Raw genomic sequence first — 17,656 nt, 5'->3', positions numbered from 1 at the left:
GATCGTGTATTTCTGTATAGTCTTATTATCTATATTCACTAATGAGATTGTACCAGTAAGTTTATTTTTTTTACTATATGTCGTGGGTGCAATCCCAACTGCAATGATCATATATAAAATGGAGGGAAAAGCCTTTAATCAAGGCGCCTTATTATACATCCCATTTCTATTTGTTGTTGCCTTATTTCTTAATATCCCAGTAATTGAAGCAGCTGCAATCTCTATCGTTTCTGTTTGGAGGCTTCTAATTCATCTTAAATTAAGAAAATGGGAAAGTTTTGAGAAGCATATGATCGTTTCGATGTTAGTCATCCCTATTGTATTAGTATTAAACAAACCCGAAATGTTGTATTTATTAGTAGTACAGGTATTATTCTTCCCAATCGTTAGGCGGGAAAATAATGAACTGTCAGGAGGTCAGACGGCGAACCGGTTATGGGGATTACTTTCTCTATTAATCGTAATTACGATCGTTTTTGTTGGTAAAATTATTATTCCGATGATTTATAAAGTAGTGACGCTTGTCATTGCATATGTTGCTACCGGAGCTTTTATTGCAATATCATGGATCGTTTCGAAATTACCATTACCTCCGTTGACAATTCCAGAACTATTCGAGACCGAAGGTAAAGAGGAAGAAACATTAGTCCAGCTAGTGCAAAATAGTATTAATCAAGACGCTACTGGAAATAACACTTTTATTTATGTTTTGATTGTTATTATTGTAGGGTTAGTTATTTATCTTTTATTCAAAAGAAAAGCTCATGCTACAAATGACCCTTCTCATAAAGTACAACCGCTAGCCATTAATAACGACGTTAGTCATACAACCATTATGTATGGTAGAGGAATGTATTCATCTCATGGAAATCGAATGATTCGGAAAAGGTTTGACCGTCTTGAACATCATATGGCTAAAAAAGGAAGAGGTCGAAAAGTCAATGAAACTGTCCATGAATGGCTACACCGTCTAGACATCAATCATATTCACGTAGCAGAATTTGAAGCGATTTATAAAAAAGCACGATACGGAGAAGTAGATGTCTCCAAGAAAGAAAAACAACAATTTACACAGACGATAAAAGAGATTAAAAGTCATTCTTCTTAATTTATGAAAAGCCAGTACCTTTAGTTCAACAACGGTACTGGCTTTTGTTCATTTTTACTAACCTTCTATATAATAAACTACATACAACAATTAATAGTAAGCTATAATTAGAGGCTGTTTCCTATCTTAATTTTAGCAATAATAATAATAGCAAACTTTTGTGATAACTTTTCTTTGTACTTGGCTGTTTTCGCCTTAATTGTTGCTTTTTTAATAAGATCTAAACACGAATATAACTAACGATCGGGCCACCTTCTCTTCACTTCTATAAAGACCATAGCTACACATCAGTTACTTAAATTCAAACAACAAAGTTAATTAACAGAGCATTTTTATCTTTGTCGAATAAGCAACAAAGTTAATATCTTTGTCGTATATAACCTCACCTTGATGTTCCTATATAAGTACGACAGCAATCGAATAGGGCACATTTAAACAAACGTTTAATTAAATGATCAGGTCCATACTTTATCTAGTTTATCTGCATAAAAGATAATAGCCTTTTGATATTGCTTAATACCCTCATCATTCGTTAATTCAGCCAGGTTACACAATAATACTTCCATTGATTCTTTGTGATGTCCCAAATTGTGTAAAGCCATAGCATAAAAAGGATAAAATTCATTTGCATGTGGGAATTCTTTCAATCCATTTTCTAACGTTTCTTTTGCTAGCTGGTATTCACCTATCGTTCTATATGTGCTCCCTAACCCTAACAATGCTCCCCTTTTGTCTTCGCCAGCTAAACCAGTTCCTAGTGCTTTCACATAATAAGGGACCGCTTCAACTTCAAGTCCAAGTACATCATGTGACCAAGCGCATTGATATAGCACTGTTGGATTGTTAGGCTCTTCATCAACAAGCTTTAGCATTAACTCCTTTGAAGACTCTAAATGACCTTCTTCCCTCAGCTTAATTGCTTTTTGTAATGTAGACATAATTTGATCCTCCCAAGAACTATATTCAATATCTATATTTTAGCAAAAGTAAAATGTTTTACTATCTTAATTTATTATTATAATAACTTTAGAAAACGTTATAATAGGTTTAGAGAATGTCTATAAAGGAGACATATGGGATGAAATCGATAAAGTCACTTCAACTTCAAACAAAAATGGCTTTATTAATTGTTTTATTATTAATGTTTATTCTAATCATTGCCGGAACCTTATTTAATTCGATGTTGTCAGAAAGTATAGAAAGCCAAATTGGGAAACGAGCATTGGCTGTCTCTAAAACAGTTTCATCTATCCAGAAAATTTCTGATGCTTTTGAGCTTGAGAATCCTTCTATTATCATTCAACCACTTGTAGAAAAGATTAGAGTACAAACTGGTGCTGAATTCATAGTAGTAGGAAATCAGGATGGTATTCGTTACTCCCATCCAATTCAAGATCGAATTGGGAAACATATGGTAGGTGGTGATAATGATCGCGCGTTACTACTTGGAGAATCTTATGTTTCTCAAGCAGTAGGGACATTAGGTCCTTCCATCCGAGGTAAAGTCCCCATAGTTGATGAAGATGGCTCTGTTATAGGAATTGTGTCTGTAGGTTTTTTAACTGAAGACGTACAAGTCATTATCCAAGAGTATAAAACAAAAGTGATCATTTTAATTATTATCGTGCTAGCAATTGGTATTTTAGGTGCAGTTTCTATCGCTACAAATTTCAAAAACCAAATTTTTGGTTTAGAGCCAAGAGAGATCGCACAGTTATTTATAGAAAAGAATGCCATCCTCGAATCAATACATGAAGGTATTATAGCAATTAATCATGAAGGGAAAATCACATTAGCCAATCAAAAGGCGTATCAAATTTTAGCTTTATCTCCATCTGAACTAATAGTAGGAAAACAAATTCAACAAATTTTACCACATACAAAAATGCTGGAAGTACTTGAAACAAGTGAAAGTCACTATAATGATGAATTACAAATTGGAAATTATGATACGATTGTTAATAGAATACCTATTTTCACTAACAATCATATAAGCGGAGTTGTCGCAAGCTTCAGAAAAAAAACCGAAATTGACCAATTATCGAATGAGCTCTCTCAAGTTCAACAGTATACGGAAATACTTCGTGCACAAACTCATGAGTATTCAAACAAACTTTATACAATAGCAGGATTAATTCAGTTGGAATCACATCAAGAAGCACTTGATTTAATACAGTCGGAGACGTCAGGGTACCAAAATTTAGTTCACTTTTTAATGAAAGCGGTTCCTAATACTCTTATATCAGCTTTAATTCTAGGAAAGTATAATCGGGCGCATGAGTTGAAAGTAAATTTTGTAGTTCATAATGATAGTAGTTTAAAAGATATCCCTACTACCATTCAGAAAGAAAAATTAGTTACCATTTTAGGTAACCTACTTGAAAATTCCTTCGAAGCAGTTCTTGAATTACCTCCAAAAGACAGAGTCGTACAATTATTTATGACAGATATTGGACACGATATCATTTTTGAAGTTGAAGACTCAGGAAATGGCATACCAAAAAATATGGAGGAGAAAATTTTCACTAAAGGCTTTAGTACAAAAAAGAATTCAAACAGAGGTTATGGCTTACACTTAGTAGAAAAAGCCGTGGACAATTTACAAGGGTATATAACTTTGTCAAAAAGCAACTTAGGTGGGGCAAACTTTACAGTGGTTGTTCCAAAAGCCAAAGGAGAGACAAAACATGAGTGAAATCAAGGTACTTATTGTGGAGGATGATACGCGTATAGCAGAGATCAATCGACGCTTTACTGAAAAGATTTCAAATTTTATTGTATGCGGTATCGCAACAAATTCGGAAGAAGCTTATGAATTATTAGAAATATTACATCCAGATCTTGTTTTGCTAGATGTTTATTTTCCTGGAGAAGATGGAATGGACTTGCTATGGTATATTAGAAGACATTACCGAAATACAGATGTAATCATGATAACGGCCGCAAAAGAAGCAGCAAAGGTTCAGGATGCTATAAGAGGCGGAGCAATTGATTATATTATTAAACCAATTATTTTCCCAAGATTTAAAGATACATTAGAAAAATATAAAGTTTATAAGCAACAAATCGAAAATACTATTATGTTTGAACAGCAAGATGTAGATGATTTATTTCGTTCAATTAGAAAAGATGATCAACAACAATTAACACCGAAAGGAATAGATCCTTTAACACTAACCAAAGTGTTGGATGAAGTGGGCTCATATGATAAAGGAATAACTGCCGAAGAATTAGGACAAGATATCGGCGTCAGTCGTACGACAGCCCGCCGATATTTAGAATATTTAGTTTCTGTTGATAAAGTTAGGGCTGACCTTACCTATGGAACTGTTGGAAGGCCTGAACGTAGATATTTTACTATTTAGTATTAAACACAACTATATTTACACACCCTTATTTATGCCATTATAATTATTTTTCACCCGACTTTGAATAAATGGAATACATAGCGAAAGCAAAGATAAACTTAATAAAATGATTGTTATCGGGCTTTCTATAAAAGTACTATAATGTCCGTTAGAAATTGTTAATGCTTGACTGAAATATTGTTCCATCATCCCTCCTAATATAAAAGCTAAAATAAACGGCGGTGCTGGAAAAGAGTAGAGACGCATCATATAACCAAGAACACCAAATGCAATTAGTAAATATAAGTCGAATGTATTAAAACTCACCCCATAAACACCAATTAAACAAAATACAATGATCAAAGAGATTAGCATCTGTTTTGGGATGTACAAAATTTTCGCGATAAAAGGAATTAACGGTAAATTTAATACTAATAAAAAGATATTACCAATATACATACTAGCTATAACTCCCCAAAAGACATCGGGATGATCTTGTAGCATTAGTGGACCAGGCTGGACACCAACTACCATAAGTGCCCCAAGTAAAACAGCTGTTGTACCTGACCCAGGGATTCCTAACGTTAGCAATGGAACGAATGCACCACTCGTTGCTGCATTGTTAGAAGTTTCAGGAGCAGCTATCCCTTTCAAGTTCCCTTTGCCAAAGGAAGAGGGATTCTTCGCTATCCGTTTCTCAGTAATATAAGACATGAACGAAGCAATTGTAGCCCCCGCGCCAGGTAATACTCCGAGTAAAAAGCCAAGTATAGAATGTCTCGCAATTGGCCCCGAGATTTCTTTTGCCTCTTGTTTTGTTATCGTTAATTTTCCGACACTCGTTTTTTCATTTGATTTTTGATGTCGTGACAAAATTAAAGAACAAACTTCAGATAGAGCAAATAATCCTAAAGCTATAATAAGAAAGTCGATCCCTTCTATTAGATTTATACTATCAAAAGTAAAGCGCTGTGTTCCGGTTTGTTGCTCCATGCCGACCGTAGCCACCATCATACCTACTGTTGCGGAAATTAATGCCTTAATTGTTGATCCTTCTGATAAACTTGAGATGGCTGTCAATCCTAATAACATTAATGCAAAATATTCAGTTGGTCCGAAAGTAATTGCTACACGTGCCATTAATGGAGCAATTAACATTAAAGCAATAACGCCCATCGTCCCCCCTGAAAAAGAAGAAATTGCAGCAATTGCTAAGGCTTTTCCTGCTTTTCCTTGCTTTGCGAGTGGGTAACCATCAAAAGATGTTGCGACTGTTCCAGATACGCCAGGGGCATTTAATAATATTGATGATGTTGAGCCACCAAATACAGCTCCATAATACACGCCAGCCATCAATATTAAGGCAGATGCAGCTTCCATACCATAACTAAGAGGAATCATTATTGCAATGGCGCTAATAGGACCTAATCCTGGTAACATACCAATAATCGTCCCTGCTAATACACCAACAAATGCATATAGTATATTCGTCCATGAGAGTGCTACATCAAATCCATATAATAAGCTATCTAAACCTTCCATAAACATTATCTCCTCTCACTAGAATGGTAAGATTCCTTGAGGTAAGTAAATTTTGAGCAGGTAATTAAATGCAAAATAAATGACTATAGGTAAAATGATTGAGACAAGCGTATTACTTAACCATTTTTTATATCCTAATAACCGTATGAGTACTAGCAAAAATAAAAACGTATTAATAACAAATCCAATTATCTCGAGTAAAAAAATATAAATAATTATGATGATAAGAACAACAAGTAGCATGCGAATTTCCTTTGGATCAACATTCCTCTTTTCCCGCTCTTGTTCCGTCTCTTGCTTATTTTGAAGAAAAAGCAAGAAAGCAAGAATGACAAGCAAAAACCCTAGTCCTTTTGGAATGACATCAGCATCCATAATAGCGTACGGATATTCTGGAAGCCGGTAGCTTAAAAACAAATAGCAAGTAGCAATTGCAATACATATCAATGAAAGTTTACGATCCATTGTCTTGAACACATAAAACACCTACTTTTATAAGAAATGAGCAACCGAATGTTTAAATAATTTATATTAAAGGGGCTGTCCGATAAGTCGAATTTTTTCGGCTTAGAGACACCCCTCTCCACGTTAATGAAAGTTGATATATCAACATTTTTTTCTTTAACATTTAAGATTCTGACCTTTTAAAACAATCCCTTGCAACTACTAATTAGCAAGACCAATTTCTTTCATAAGCTTTTCCATCGTTTCATATTCTTTATCTAGAAATACTTTAAATTCTTTACCGCTCATAAAATTATCTTTCCAGCCAAAATTATCTCTTTGCTCCTTCCAAGCCTCAGTCTCCATCATATTTTTAATAGCTGTTTCATAATATTTTGTTGCTATAGGGTCCATATCAGGTGTTCCCATAAAGCCACGCCAAACTACAAACTCATCATCTATTCCTTGATCTTTTAATGTAGGGAATTCCGAAACAATCTCCCCTTCAAGACGCTCTGGGGCCGTTATCGCCAATACTTTGACCTTTCCTGCTTTCGCTTGTTCAGTTGCTTCAGCCAATCCAGTAGAATACACATCAACCTTATTACCAAGCAACATGCTCATTCCACTACCATCCTGTGCAGATACATATTTTAATTGCTTTATATCAACACCAGCAGCCTTTACAGCTTTTACAAACTGCAAATGATCCATGCTTCCTGGAGCAGAATCACCAACAACAGAAATTGATTGGGGATCTGCCTTTAAGGCTTTCACTAGGTCATTCATATTATTAAAAGGTGAATCTGCGTGAACAATAAAAGCTGCAAAATCAGCAATCACCCCAGCAATGGGAGTAAAATCATTATGACCTACATCTGATTGACCATTTAATGGGACAAACAAAATAGGTGGTGACGTAACGAAAATTGTATGATTATCATCCTTTTTCTTGTTTACATACGCCCACCCCACTGCACCTCCACCACCAGGTTTATTCACAACTGCCATACGTTCACTTACTAACCCTTCTTGTTCTAGAACTTTTGAAACAGTACGTGCAGTAGTATCCCATCCACCACCAGCACCACCTGGAGCAATAACTTCAATCGGTTTAGTTGGTTGCCATTCACCTGTAGACGCATCATTATTTGCATTACTACTACAAGCACCCAACAGTAATATAAATGTACAGAACATCAAAGCCCACAATCTTTTCACCACAAAATCCCCCCTTATCCTATGTTTGATAACGCTTTCAATTATAAAAGCAAGAGTATTATTTTGTGAATATTATAAAAATAACAACTTTTTGCTTTATTTAGGCAATATTGTTCATAAAGTTCATGGTATATCATGTAATAATAATTTTAATAAAGGTGCTAAAGTACAATTAAAATAAACTAATGAGGAATAAATAAGGGTTGCGTCTAAGTCGAATATTCGACTTAGACGCAACCCTATTTTTAGATCTAGATTTTTTTAGCTTACTTATGTGGATTATTTCATACTTATTCACCATAATTCATTCAGTTTACTTCTGATTTTATGTATATTCCAATATTATAAAAGCATTTTTGTATTATAGCCTTGCTCCTAACCCCATTCATGCTTTTATCCCGATTTACTATAGAGCTAGATCTTAAATTCCTTTATTTCATACGTCATATATTCCATATGATTTTCATTGAGATGTTGTTTATACACAAGCAAAATAAACCTTACATTCATATACTAGTTAAAATTTATGTATGAGGGGTGTTTGAATTGCTAAATTTGATAAAGCTCTTTGCGCTAGTCATCTATACGATTCTTGATCCAAAAACCGTATCGGTTCATATAAATACATTGGTTGGTAGCCAAATTTAATTTCATGAGTTGATTTTAGCAATAATATTAATTATAAAAACAATATAGATTAACAATACGATAAAGATGAGAGTATGCTTTTCCCAATACCACTTTTTTTGTCTGTTTGCCTTTAATTTTAGAAGCATGTCTTGCAATACCTCTTCATGACGAGATATTCTCCACCACCGCTTAATAGATATATTTATCGTCGTCCTTTTATGACCTCTTAGAGGGTGCCAACTCATCACTACCTTCGCTCGGTCATTGACTAAGTCAAATATGTACTTATCATTCACATCATCTTCCTTCTCTTCATATACGATTTGCAAATGATCTAACACTTCTTTAATGATAGCTTTTACCTCTTGCTGTGTAATCTCATAAACTGATATACTTCTTCCACCATAATAAAATCTCAAAAAAAGGATGACGAAAATGGAGAAAACAAAAATTAGATAAAAACTTATATTCTCCATAATATTGCCGAATTTTTGGAAAATAAACGGAAATAGAATGGTTACAACTACATTCATGAGAAATAAAATCTTAGAGTCCATAACGACGCCATAATTTTTCCGCGTACTAATAACCTCCAAGACTACTCCCCCAATGAGAATGAAACTTACAATGACCATCATTATAATGATCACATAAAGCTGGGACACTTCCACTTTCCTCACCTCTTACAACAGCCAAAGGAGTGTCGAATAAAACATCCCCCTCTATCATCAATAAACGTCTCTTTACACTAGGCTATCTTCACATTGATTGCTGTTTTTCATTCTTTGCTATAAGCACGTATTATTCCTATACACTTTGGGACAATTTTCTACTTTTTTTATTATGAAACACCATAAAATTTGGTTATTTATCCAATTTTAATGACAATTTCAACATAATTTGTAAAAAGAGCCTTAATTAAATGCTGCTTTCGCATAAAATGTTGCTTTTCGCTCTATGTTATAAGCACGTTTTATTCCTATACACTTCGGGGCATCTTTTCTACTTTTTTTATTATGAAACACCATAAAATTTAGTTATTCTATACAATTTTTATAACAATTTCAACATAGTTTACGAAAAGAGCCATTCAATCTAATCAATTTTTGCCCACATTTCTTGGGGATTTAATTCATAAATTCCTTTTTCCCTATACATATAATGTCCCATAATAAGCTCTCTACGTAAAGTAGCATAATCATCATGAAATTGTTTAATATGGTCATTAATCTCTCTTTCGGTGTACTTTCGTCCCTGCTCTAGCCCTTTAATAATATATTCTAAGATAATTAACTTCTTCTTTCTTTGTGCAGGTATCGTTTTTAATTTCCCATCACTCGTTACAAAGTTGTTTAGTATTGCTTGATTATTTGTATCACGACTCATACCTACTTCTCCCTTATGGTTAATAACATTTATTAGCGCTAGCGATTTATGTTCTAGATCTTTCTTATTTAAATAAAAATAAATCGTATTTTTCTCCCTTTTTTCTTTAATGAGTCCTAGATCTCTTAATTTAGTAACATGATGAGTAATCGTCGGTGGCCTTAATCCTAACTTTCCCGCTATTGCTTGACCATGTAACGGCCCTTGTGCCAACAAGACTAAAATACGAATTCTTGTCGGATCACCAAGAACTTTATGAAACTGAACAATTTTTTCTAATTGCACGATTTATCCCCCTTCCACTTCAATTAGATATACATCTAATTAGATATTAATCTAATTATAAAGCCATGTCAATTTAGAATTAATTTTTTAGCTATTCTCACCTCATCAATCTTAATTGTTAGGCGCTTTTGGAAACGATGTTGTAATTCCTAAAGGACAACAGCGCGACGTAGATACGATTACTAATTTAAAGAAGTAATTTATTAACAAATCAAATGATTATAACCACTTCACCAATATTATGATTGAAAGAAAATGACTAAAATAAGGACATATGTCCTTTCTTCTTACTTCACTTTTATATTTTAATTAATTTATAACGAATTTGAGAGGAAGGGATATCATGAAAGGTTTGCTATATTCTCTAGCAGCAGGAATTTTTATAACTTTACAAGGTGCTTTTAATGCCCGGTTAAGTGATGATCTGGGACCATGGCATACGACCTCACTCATTCATTTGATTGGATTTATCATTTCATTCGTCATTTATTTGTTTGTGAGAGATGGACAAAGAGGTGGATTTCAAAAGACACCATTCCTTTACCTTCTAGGTGGAACATTTGGGGTTATGATCGTATTCGGACAAATGACCGCAATCAACCTTATAGGTCCTACTTTTGCTGTTGCAGTACTATTAATAGCTCAGTTATTTTCAGCATTTATTATTGAGACTAAAGGTTTGTTTGAAGAGCAAAAACAGCGCATCACTTGGTCAAAATTGCTTGGAATTGCTTTAATGTTTTGTGGAGTGATTGTCTTTAAAATTTAATGAAGATTGGTGATACATGATGGACAAGGTTAATAATCCAAGTTTACTAATACAATATCTTAATTACCATCAGTTGGATTCCGTTTTTTCACAGGAAACCCAAAAGAAGATGACATTACATCGTATCGTTAAAGGAGAGACTTTATGCACAATAGGAGATACATTAAATCATATGTATTTTCTAGTAAAAGGCAAAATTAAAATATATACGATTTCTCCTGAAGGAAAGACAAGGATAGTACGCTTCAAAAAACCTATAGCAATCATTGGAGATATAGAATTTATTAAAAAAAACAAAGTGATTTATACGGTTGAAGCTGCTTCTGATGGCTATTTAATCGGGGTATCGTATGAGCAAATTAGAAATAAAGAGGAGAACCGAGTCACTTTTGTGAAATTTTTACTTGAAATAATGACCCATAAATTTTTTACTGAATCCCAAACATCTAGTTTAAATATACTTTACTCTGTCGAAGTGCGGCTTGCAAGCTATTTACTATCGATTTCATCTGATGAAGAGGGTTCATTATTTCATCAAGAAATGAGAACATCGAACTTGACTGAGCTAGCTGATTTAATTGGGACGAGCTATCGACATTTAAATCGTGTCATTCAAAAACTAGATGAAGAAGGTGTGATAGAGCGTAGAAAAGGTGCAATTTACGTAAAAAACCTTAATCTATTACGTGAACGAGCAGAAGGAAATATTTATGAATAACTAGGGAGGAATAATATGCAAGGCGTTATATTATCAATCATTACAGGTATATTGATTAGCATTCAAACCGTATTTAATGCAAGAGTTAGTGAACGTGTAGGTTCTTGGGCAACGACTACACTCGTTCTAGGATTAGGCTTCATTGCCTCATTACCCATCTTTTATTTGAATAATGATACTAGTTTATTCCAATTGGGAAATATAAACAAACTCTATCTCTTTAGCGGAGTAATTGGCGTCGGAATAGTATTTTGTATTATGAAAGGTATTCGACATATTGGGCCAGCCTATGCTGTATCTGTTGTTTTAGTATCTCAGTTTACTGTAGCGCTTCTCATTGATACCTTCGGTTGGTTTGGGTTTAATACAATTGCGATTACATGGAATAAAGTAGTCGGCATATGTATTATTCTATCAGGGATCATCCTTTTTAAACTAAAACGATGATTTTATTAAGCAGTTCAAATACAACTGTATACATGAAGGCTCATTTTAGCCTTCTAGTTACATAAATATGCTTTGAGGCAAGAAAACTAGAGGATTATGTATTTCAGGTCTGTATTTCCAACAAATGAAGCTAAAAATGATATCTTGCGATGTTTTCAAGGAGTAGCGATAAAACCAGTTTTTATCCCTTTTTTAAACCCTGCACGTTCGTAAAAAGATAATGTCTCTTCTTTTTTGGAGCCGGTAAGGAGCATCACTTTATAACAGTTTTGTTCCCATGCAATGTCCAACGCTGCCTGCAATACCTTCGTTCCATACCCTTTACGTCTATAATTACTGTGAGTAACCACATTTTCTATTAAGCCATAAGGACGTGCGCTCCTCGTCAAATTCATTATAATGTTTAGTACACATGATGCAACTAGCTGACCATTTTTATCTGCAACGATATAGTATGTATGAGGGTTACAGCAAATTTGTTTCCATAAAGGTGCTATATCGGTAGCAGATAGTTCTGGATCATCTGAATTCAAATGTGTATACAAATGTAATAATGATTGTAATTCTTCACGTTTTATTGGTCTTATGCAAACTTCATCAGCCATAAAAATCACACCTCGATAGTCATGTTATTGTAAGGCTCTTTTCGTAAAATTTTTTCTATTATCACCAAATTGGGACCATAAAAAGTGGCTTATCATTTTAATGAAGCAAATAGCCTGTTATATCTCCTTAACTGTAAACGAAGATCCTTTCGATCAATGAATAGCACTAATTTACAAAAGAGACTGGATAAGCATCCAACCTCTTTCCATTTAACATATGTAATTTATTAACCTCTACCTGATTGCTTATTATAGTTTCTTATTATCAAACCACTAGACCTTATCATGCCAAACTTTTCATAGTAAGGCTGAAGGTCCTCATCACACATCACGTCTATCATGTACATGTCATTAAGCTCTTGTAGCATTCTCGTGACTAATTCCTTTCCAACCCCTTTGTTTTTGTATGCCGGCAACACTTCTAGTAAAGGAATGTAAGCAGAAAGAATGCCATCACTTATAGCTGTAATAAATCCAACAACTTGATTATTTGTTTCATCTATCGCAATGATAACTTTATAGCTATTTGTCAACAACCTTAAATGTGTTTCTGGACTAGGCGGATTCGACCAATCTACAAAAAAACCTTCCAGCATTTCATGAGTAACTCCATCAAGTGACGATGTATATTTCAAAATTTCCAGCTCCCTATCTGTCATATTAGTAAAATATTTGTTAACAGATGGGTATTAAAAATATAATAACAACGATAAAACCTCCTGCTTAAAAAATGCATGCACATACTTTATTCTATGATGTATTCAAAAATCCTCTTTGTTACTTTTATGTTACTCTTTTCTACTAAAATACGGACCTAATTCCCCTTTTTCATGTGTAACAACATATGTCCAACTAAAATGTTCATCTACTATATAAACATCCTGTTCATCTTTAAAATCATCCGCACATATGTGAGCAGCATTTTCTATGAGTAACACCAAATTTATGTGCTGATAAAATATATAACATGTCCCTTTAGGTTCATTATTAAATACAAGGTCGGCTTCTTCTCCTTGTAAAAACGACACCTTCTTAAAGCTAAAAAGATGCCATAAAAAACCTCCGATACTGTTTAGGTATATCTTCACTTTTTCACTATCATTCAGATGATTCGCAAATGTCTTCTCCCACTTGCTACGTAAATAAGACCCTTTACCATGTATTTCTTGTACTTCAATATGCTTACTCTTAAGGTTTATTAACAATTCATTAACTTTGCGATGTAAAAACTGTTCTAAACTCATACTACCTCCAAGCTGTTAAATAACCCAGTTTCCATCAAGGAAAATCGGCTCAACTAGTCCTTCAGCAGTTTCACCGTCTATATGAAGTTTATCAGATCCAATCATAAAGTCTACATGTGTGATACTGTCGTTAAACCCGATTTGTAGTAACTCTTCTTTACTCATTTGTTTTCCGTTTTTAATACAAATAGGCAATGCATTACCTAATGCAAGGTGACAAGATGCATTTTCATCATACAAAGTGTTATAGAAAACTAGATTCGAATTAGATATTGGTGAACGATGTGGTACTAACGCTACTTCCCCAAGGTATGAAGCACCTTCATCTGTTTCTAAAAGACCTTTCAATGCCTCAAAGCCTTCCTCTGCAGCAAAATCTACAACCTTCCCATCTTTGAATGTCAGACTAAAATTATTAATAATTGTACCATTATAATGAAGAGGCTTCGTACTCGACACCTTCCCATTCACGCCCGTTTTCACAGGAATAGTAAATACTTCTTCCGTAGGTAAATTAGGAACAAAATTTGTTCCTTTGTCGTTTGTGAATTTTGCACATAACCATTGATGTGCATCTGGTAATTCAATCGTTAAATTGGTACCAGGCCCGCTGTAATGTAATTTTTTGTATTTTTTCTTATTTAAATAATTCGCACGTTCATTTAAGGAGCTAATATGATCCTTCCACATTTCAACTGGTTCTTCATTATTAATACGTGTAACTGCAAAAATTTGATCCCAAAGCTGTTCAACAGCTTCTTCTTTATTTAAGTTCGGAAATATCATCTGCGCCCATTCAGGTGTAGGCACTGATACAATTGCCCAGCTTATTCTTCCCCCACCTATATAACCTTGAAACTCTTTCATAGCTGTTCTTGCAGCCTTTGTTGCCACCGCTACACGATTTGGATCAATATCCTTCAAAAGTTCTGGGTTTTGAGCATAAACGTTTAAATACGCTACATTATCCTCAGCCATATCTAATAAGCCCTTCACTTTCCATTGTGGAAAACTCTTTAACCCTTCTTCAGGTGCTAGTTCATATTTAAGTAGATCTAGTTGGCTATCTATGTATTCGACTAATACATCCTTTGCTCCAGCTTTATAAGCTTGCTTCACCACTTTATGAACGAAATCTGTTGCCTCTATAGGTGTGTTAATATAAACAGTTTGACCCTTTTGAACATTTAAACCGACTTGTACTACAGTCTCAGCGTATTTTTCTAATTTCATATCAAAATTTATCAAAGTCATTACCTCCTAAAAAATCCCCATATATCCATGTCATAAGTTTAATGAAACCACTATTTATTATCGCATAATAGTTAAATTCCACTTAACAATAAATTTGAACAACTCAATCATATAACTGTTTTCAGTATTAAAAATGTTCTACCTATTATATACAATAACCTAATCTTCTTCCAATAGAAACCAAGTTCTTGACGAACACTACTGTAACATTTATAATTACAGTAATTATTATTATTAAATTGTTTTCGTACAAGAAAAACTTCACATAAAATAAAAGCTGATGAAATCGTAAAATACTACTTTGATCTGCGCAACTTTAGCAACTGTAACTAAGTTAAAGAGCATTAATTACAAAGGAGGGAATTAATATGAAGCCTTTACTTATCGGTGATTGGGTGAAAGGTACAAGTCGGAATGATGAACTATTTCATGGTTTTATTGAATCCTTAGAAGGACAAACTGGAATCGTTCGTATTGTTCAGAGTGATAATCATGAACTTGAAGGACAATCCATTAAAATGCCAATAACTACTATTTCAATTATTCAACACTCAGACTTACAACAAGAGGGTTATCTGTTAAACTTAATTGACATCGCACTTATTGAACGTGATGAGGAAACTTTCATGAAGCTAACAAAAAAACTAAATGCTATTCGCACCAATAACAAAGAACTAGTTCGCGTAAAGAATGCTACAACAGCTGTAAGCGATAGAGAACTTAACCGTCAATAACCTTGTTCATACAATAAGGTGAAATTGCCTTTTTGACATGTAGTTAAGGGAGGGAGAAAAACAAAAATGAACAGTGAATTTTCACTTGCCGTGCATAGCCTCACATATCTTGCGTTATTACCTGGCAAAATGGCTACTAGTGACTATTTAGCCGAGAGCGCTTCAGTTCATCCAGTGAGAATACGTAAGATGCTCAGTTTACTCAAAAAAAATGGCTATATTAAATCAAAAGAGGGTGCAGGTGGAGGCTTTATACTTGCTTGTGAACCTAGTGAAGTAACATTAAAAGAAATTTATTCTATAACTTCTGAAGGAACTCTGCAGCCAAAATGCTCCCAAGCAAATGAACAATGTATTATTGGTGCAAACATGAAGCATGTGCTTTTTTCCATCTTCCAAGACGCTGAAGAGCATTTAGGTAATTTCTTAGGGCAATTTACAATTGCTGATATATTAGTTCAAATTAAAGAAAAAGATGCACAAAATATATAAGCAAATGACTTGGTTTCGACCAAGGATTTGGTCTAAATGTAACAGAAACAATTACAGTTAAGGAGGAATCATATGAATATGAACGTTGTGTCTTATACAACTAATAATGAACAAATTTTTCAAGATCAAAATAAATTACAAGCATACGGACAAAACCATCATGTCGAACATGGAACGGTAATATATAGTCCTCAAGCACCTATCAATTCTGTGTTAGTTTTAGTAAAAGGAAGGATCCTTTTAACAGATGCTGAAAAAGGTACTGAGAAAATAGTTCATGAAGGCGAATTTTTTGGTGACCGATCAATTTTTTCTTCAAAGCATATAAGTGCCAAAGCTTTGTCTAATGCTGAATACTTTCAAATTGATGCTTATAATTATGCTCAATTAATGGGAAATAATCCTAAGCTTGCTTTAAATATTGTTGAAGAGTTGTCTAATCAATATTTAGACAAACAAATTTCACAGCCTACAAATTTGTTACAAAAATTGAAAACATCAATACAATCATACAGATCGAAAAAACAAGTGGATATGCGTTACGAAGAATGTTTATAAATATTAAATAGTTTTTATTGACTTTTCTAACTGTAACATCTAGAATTACAGTATAATATTAATTGTCACCAATGATTAAACTATTTTGACAGTTAATTGTAACAAAAAAAATTACATTAAATATAGGTTAGGAGAATTTAACTCATGACAACTACAAAAAAAGATATGTCTGCATCAGAAGTGATGAAAGCACGCACATCAGTACGTAAATATGAAAAGGGACATGTAATGCCTAAGGAAGACCTAGAAGAAATTCTTAACTTAACAGTAACAGCACCATCTTCATGGAACTTACAACATTGGAAATTTATCGTTATTGACAAAGAAGAAGATAAACAACGCCTACTTCCAATCGCTTATAATCAAGAACAAGTTGTTGACAGCAGTGTAACGGTTGCAATTTTAGGTGATTTACAAGCGAATGAAAATGCAGAAATCGTCTATGGCGAAGCAGTTAAAAAAGGCTTTATGCCTGAAGAAGCTAAAAATACATTAATCGCTCAAATTAACGGTGCATATGCTAGCATTCCGAACGCAGCACGTGATGAAGCAATTCGTAATGGATCATTAGCTGCGATGCAATTAATGTTAGCTGCTAAGTCACTTGGATATGACACTGTTCCAATGGGTGGTTACGATTCAGTAAAATTTGTTGAAGAATTTAATGTTCCTGAGCGCTACATTCCTGTGATGCTTATTTCTATAGGTAAAGCAGCTGCACCAGCTCATCCGACACCTCGCTTCCCTTTAAAAGATGTTATTCTTTAATTAACTTAAAAACAACGCCTGGATAACCGAGGGCACTGAAAAAGTCCAATATTTAATAAAGGCAGTTGAAATTCAATCAAATGAACTTTCAACTGCCTCTTTAC

General features: G+C 33.9%; 20 protein-coding genes. 10 read left to right on the top strand and 10 right to left on the bottom strand.

Annotated elements, in window-relative coordinates; genetic code table 11:
* Positions 1 to 118: 118 nt before the first annotated feature.
* Positions 119 to 1,108: a DUF4129 domain-containing protein gene (locus JM172_RS21550; protein WP_214484428.1), complete on the top strand. Its 990-nt coding sequence runs from the start codon at positions 119 to 121 to the stop codon at positions 1,106 to 1,108.
* A 455-nt stretch (positions 1,109 to 1,563) separates the two neighbouring features.
* On the opposite strand, the gene JM172_RS21545 is transcribed toward JM172_RS21550, so the two are convergent.
* On the bottom strand, positions 1,564 to 2,046 hold the full coding sequence (locus JM172_RS21545; RefSeq protein WP_214484427.1) for a tetratricopeptide repeat protein: 483 nt from the start codon (positions 2,044 to 2,046) through the stop codon (positions 1,564 to 1,566).
* Between the two features lie 140 nt (positions 2,047 to 2,186).
* Here JM172_RS21545 and JM172_RS21540 point away from each other — a divergent pair, with 140 nt between their 5' ends.
* On the top strand, positions 2,187 to 3,803 hold the full coding sequence (locus JM172_RS21540; protein ID WP_214484426.1) for an ATP-binding protein: 1,617 nt from the start codon (positions 2,187 to 2,189) through the stop codon (positions 3,801 to 3,803).
* Positions 3,796 to 4,473 (top strand): response regulator, encoded by a 678-nt coding sequence (locus tag JM172_RS21535; protein WP_214484425.1) that lies wholly within the window; start codon positions 3,796 to 3,798, stop codon positions 4,471 to 4,473. Before JM172_RS21540 ends, JM172_RS21535 begins: the two co-directional genes overlap by 8 nt.
* A gap of 18 nt (positions 4,474 to 4,491) precedes the next feature.
* Here JM172_RS21535 and JM172_RS21530 read toward each other — a convergent pair whose 3' ends face one another.
* The 5 genes from JM172_RS21530 to JM172_RS21510 all read right to left on the bottom strand — a co-directional run bounded on the left by JM172_RS21530 (position 4,492) and on the right by JM172_RS21510 (position 9,963).
* Positions 4,492 to 5,997 carry a tripartite tricarboxylate transporter permease gene (locus JM172_RS21530; protein WP_214484424.1) on the bottom strand — a complete coding sequence of 502 codons (1,506 nt, stop codon included), beginning with the start codon at positions 5,995 to 5,997 and terminating at the stop codon, positions 4,492 to 4,494.
* An 18-nt stretch (positions 5,998 to 6,015) separates the two neighbouring features.
* Entirely contained in the window at positions 6,016 to 6,462 is a 447-nt protein-coding gene (locus tag JM172_RS21525; protein WP_250886823.1) for a tripartite tricarboxylate transporter TctB family protein, read from the bottom strand.
* Positions 6,463 to 6,663: 201 nt separating this feature from the next.
* Positions 6,664 to 7,641, bottom strand: a complete 978-nt coding sequence (locus JM172_RS21520; protein WP_214484443.1) for a tripartite tricarboxylate transporter substrate binding protein — start codon at positions 7,639 to 7,641, stop codon at positions 6,664 to 6,666.
* A 671-nt stretch (positions 7,642 to 8,312) separates the two neighbouring features.
* Positions 8,313 to 8,888, bottom strand: coding sequence for a hypothetical protein (locus JM172_RS21515; RefSeq protein WP_214484422.1), 576 nt, complete (start codon positions 8,886 to 8,888; stop codon positions 8,313 to 8,315).
* 499 nt (positions 8,889 to 9,387) lie between these two features.
* Entirely contained in the window at positions 9,388 to 9,963 is a 576-nt protein-coding gene (locus JM172_RS21510; protein ID WP_214484421.1) for a DUF2087 domain-containing protein, read from the bottom strand.
* A gap of 343 nt (positions 9,964 to 10,306) precedes the next feature.
* Between JM172_RS21510 and JM172_RS21505 the strand changes: the two genes are divergently transcribed.
* From JM172_RS21505 to JM172_RS21495, 3 genes are read left to right on the top strand one after another with little or no spacing between them, the layout of a single operon-like run.
* The gene (locus tag JM172_RS21505; protein WP_214484420.1) at positions 10,307 to 10,732 is read left to right on the top strand and encodes a DMT family transporter; all 426 of its coding nucleotides are present in this window, start codon (positions 10,307 to 10,309) and stop codon (positions 10,730 to 10,732) included.
* Between the two features lie 19 nt (positions 10,733 to 10,751).
* Positions 10,752 to 11,450: a Crp/Fnr family transcriptional regulator gene (locus JM172_RS21500; RefSeq protein WP_214484419.1), complete on the top strand. Its 699-nt coding sequence runs from the start codon at positions 10,752 to 10,754 to the stop codon at positions 11,448 to 11,450.
* Between the two features lie 15 nt (positions 11,451 to 11,465).
* Complete coding sequence (locus tag JM172_RS21495; protein WP_214484418.1) at positions 11,466 to 11,897, top strand: DMT family transporter; 432 nt, start codon at positions 11,466 to 11,468, stop codon at positions 11,895 to 11,897.
* A gap of 155 nt (positions 11,898 to 12,052) precedes the next feature.
* Here JM172_RS21495 and JM172_RS21490 read toward each other — a convergent pair whose 3' ends face one another.
* The 4 genes from JM172_RS21490 to JM172_RS21475 form a co-directional block, all read right to left on the bottom strand.
* The gene (locus JM172_RS21490; RefSeq protein WP_214484417.1) at positions 12,053 to 12,502 is read right to left on the bottom strand and encodes a GNAT family N-acetyltransferase; all 450 of its coding nucleotides are present in this window, start codon (positions 12,500 to 12,502) and stop codon (positions 12,053 to 12,055) included.
* A gap of 227 nt (positions 12,503 to 12,729) precedes the next feature.
* On the bottom strand, positions 12,730 to 13,137 hold the full coding sequence (locus tag JM172_RS21485) for a GNAT family N-acetyltransferase (RefSeq protein WP_214484416.1): 408 nt from the start codon (positions 13,135 to 13,137) through the stop codon (positions 12,730 to 12,732).
* A gap of 153 nt (positions 13,138 to 13,290) precedes the next feature.
* Complete coding sequence (locus JM172_RS21480) at positions 13,291 to 13,746, bottom strand: DUF4275 family protein (protein ID WP_214484415.1); 456 nt, start codon at positions 13,744 to 13,746, stop codon at positions 13,291 to 13,293.
* A 15-nt stretch (positions 13,747 to 13,761) separates the two neighbouring features.
* The gene (locus tag JM172_RS21475; RefSeq protein ID WP_214484414.1) at positions 13,762 to 15,000 is read right to left on the bottom strand and encodes an aminopeptidase; all 1,239 of its coding nucleotides are present in this window, start codon (positions 14,998 to 15,000) and stop codon (positions 13,762 to 13,764) included.
* A 368-nt stretch (positions 15,001 to 15,368) separates the two neighbouring features.
* On the opposite strand from JM172_RS21475, the gene JM172_RS21470 reads away from it, so the two are divergent.
* The 4 genes from JM172_RS21470 (at position 15,369) to JM172_RS21455 (ending at position 17,552) form a co-directional block, all read left to right on the top strand.
* Complete coding sequence (locus JM172_RS21470; protein ID WP_214484413.1) at positions 15,369 to 15,734, top strand: IDEAL domain-containing protein; 366 nt, start codon at positions 15,369 to 15,371, stop codon at positions 15,732 to 15,734.
* A 66-nt stretch (positions 15,735 to 15,800) separates the two neighbouring features.
* On the top strand, positions 15,801 to 16,226 hold the full coding sequence (locus JM172_RS21465) for an RrF2 family transcriptional regulator (RefSeq protein ID WP_214484412.1): 426 nt from the start codon (positions 15,801 to 15,803) through the stop codon (positions 16,224 to 16,226).
* 72 nt (positions 16,227 to 16,298) lie between these two features.
* Entirely contained in the window at positions 16,299 to 16,784 is a 486-nt protein-coding gene (locus tag JM172_RS21460) for a Crp/Fnr family transcriptional regulator (protein WP_214484411.1), read from the top strand.
* 144 nt (positions 16,785 to 16,928) lie between these two features.
* Positions 16,929 to 17,552 (top strand): nitroreductase family protein, encoded by a 624-nt coding sequence (locus JM172_RS21455; protein WP_214484410.1) that lies wholly within the window; start codon positions 16,929 to 16,931, stop codon positions 17,550 to 17,552.
* The last annotated feature ends 104 nt before the right edge of the window (positions 17,553 to 17,656 follow it).

Origin of the sequence: Bacillus sp. SM2101, from assembly GCF_018588585.1 — a bacterium.
GTDB lineage: Bacteria > Bacillota > Bacilli > Bacillales > SM2101 > Nanhaiella > Nanhaiella sioensis.
This window is presented reverse-complemented; position numbering and strand designations above follow the sequence as displayed.

Bases quoted from the DNA above. Each gene is read 5' to 3' on its own strand.
- JM172_RS21495 (WP_214484418.1), top strand. From the start codon at position 11,466: ATGCAAGGCGTTATATTATCAATCATTACAGGTATATTGATTAGCATT.
- JM172_RS21475 (WP_214484414.1), bottom strand. From the start codon at position 15,000: ATGACTTTGATAAATTTTGATATGAAATTAGAAAAATACGCTGAGACT.
- JM172_RS21505 (WP_214484420.1), top strand. From the start codon at position 10,307: ATGAAAGGTTTGCTATATTCTCTAGCAGCAGGAATTTTTATAACTTTA.
- JM172_RS21500 (WP_214484419.1), top strand. From the start codon at position 10,752: ATGGACAAGGTTAATAATCCAAGTTTACTAATACAATATCTTAATTAC.
- JM172_RS21455 (WP_214484410.1), top strand. From the start codon at position 16,929: ATGACAACTACAAAAAAAGATATGTCTGCATCAGAAGTGATGAAAGCA.
- JM172_RS21465 (WP_214484412.1), top strand. From the start codon at position 15,801: ATGAACAGTGAATTTTCACTTGCCGTGCATAGCCTCACATATCTTGCG.
- JM172_RS21490 (WP_214484417.1), bottom strand. From the start codon at position 12,502: ATGGCTGATGAAGTTTGCATAAGACCAATAAAACGTGAAGAATTACAA.
- JM172_RS21460 (WP_214484411.1), top strand. From the start codon at position 16,299: ATGAATATGAACGTTGTGTCTTATACAACTAATAATGAACAAATTTTT.
- JM172_RS21540 (WP_214484426.1), top strand. From the start codon at position 2,187: ATGAAATCGATAAAGTCACTTCAACTTCAAACAAAAATGGCTTTATTA.
- JM172_RS21535 (WP_214484425.1), top strand. From the start codon at position 3,796: ATGAGTGAAATCAAGGTACTTATTGTGGAGGATGATACGCGTATAGCA.
- JM172_RS21550 (WP_214484428.1), top strand. From the start codon at position 119: ATGGAGGGAAAAGCCTTTAATCAAGGCGCCTTATTATACATCCCATTT.
- JM172_RS21480 (WP_214484415.1), bottom strand. From the start codon at position 13,746: ATGAGTTTAGAACAGTTTTTACATCGCAAAGTTAATGAATTGTTAATA.
- JM172_RS21530 (WP_214484424.1), bottom strand. From the start codon at position 5,997: ATGGAAGGTTTAGATAGCTTATTATATGGATTTGATGTAGCACTCTCA.
- JM172_RS21470 (WP_214484413.1), top strand. From the start codon at position 15,369: ATGAAGCCTTTACTTATCGGTGATTGGGTGAAAGGTACAAGTCGGAAT.
- JM172_RS21520 (WP_214484443.1), bottom strand. From the start codon at position 7,641: ATGTTCTGTACATTTATATTACTGTTGGGTGCTTGTAGTAGTAATGCA.
- JM172_RS21525 (WP_250886823.1), bottom strand. From the start codon at position 6,462: ATGGATCGTAAACTTTCATTGATATGTATTGCAATTGCTACTTGCTAT.
- JM172_RS21545 (WP_214484427.1), bottom strand. From the start codon at position 2,046: ATGTCTACATTACAAAAAGCAATTAAGCTGAGGGAAGAAGGTCATTTA.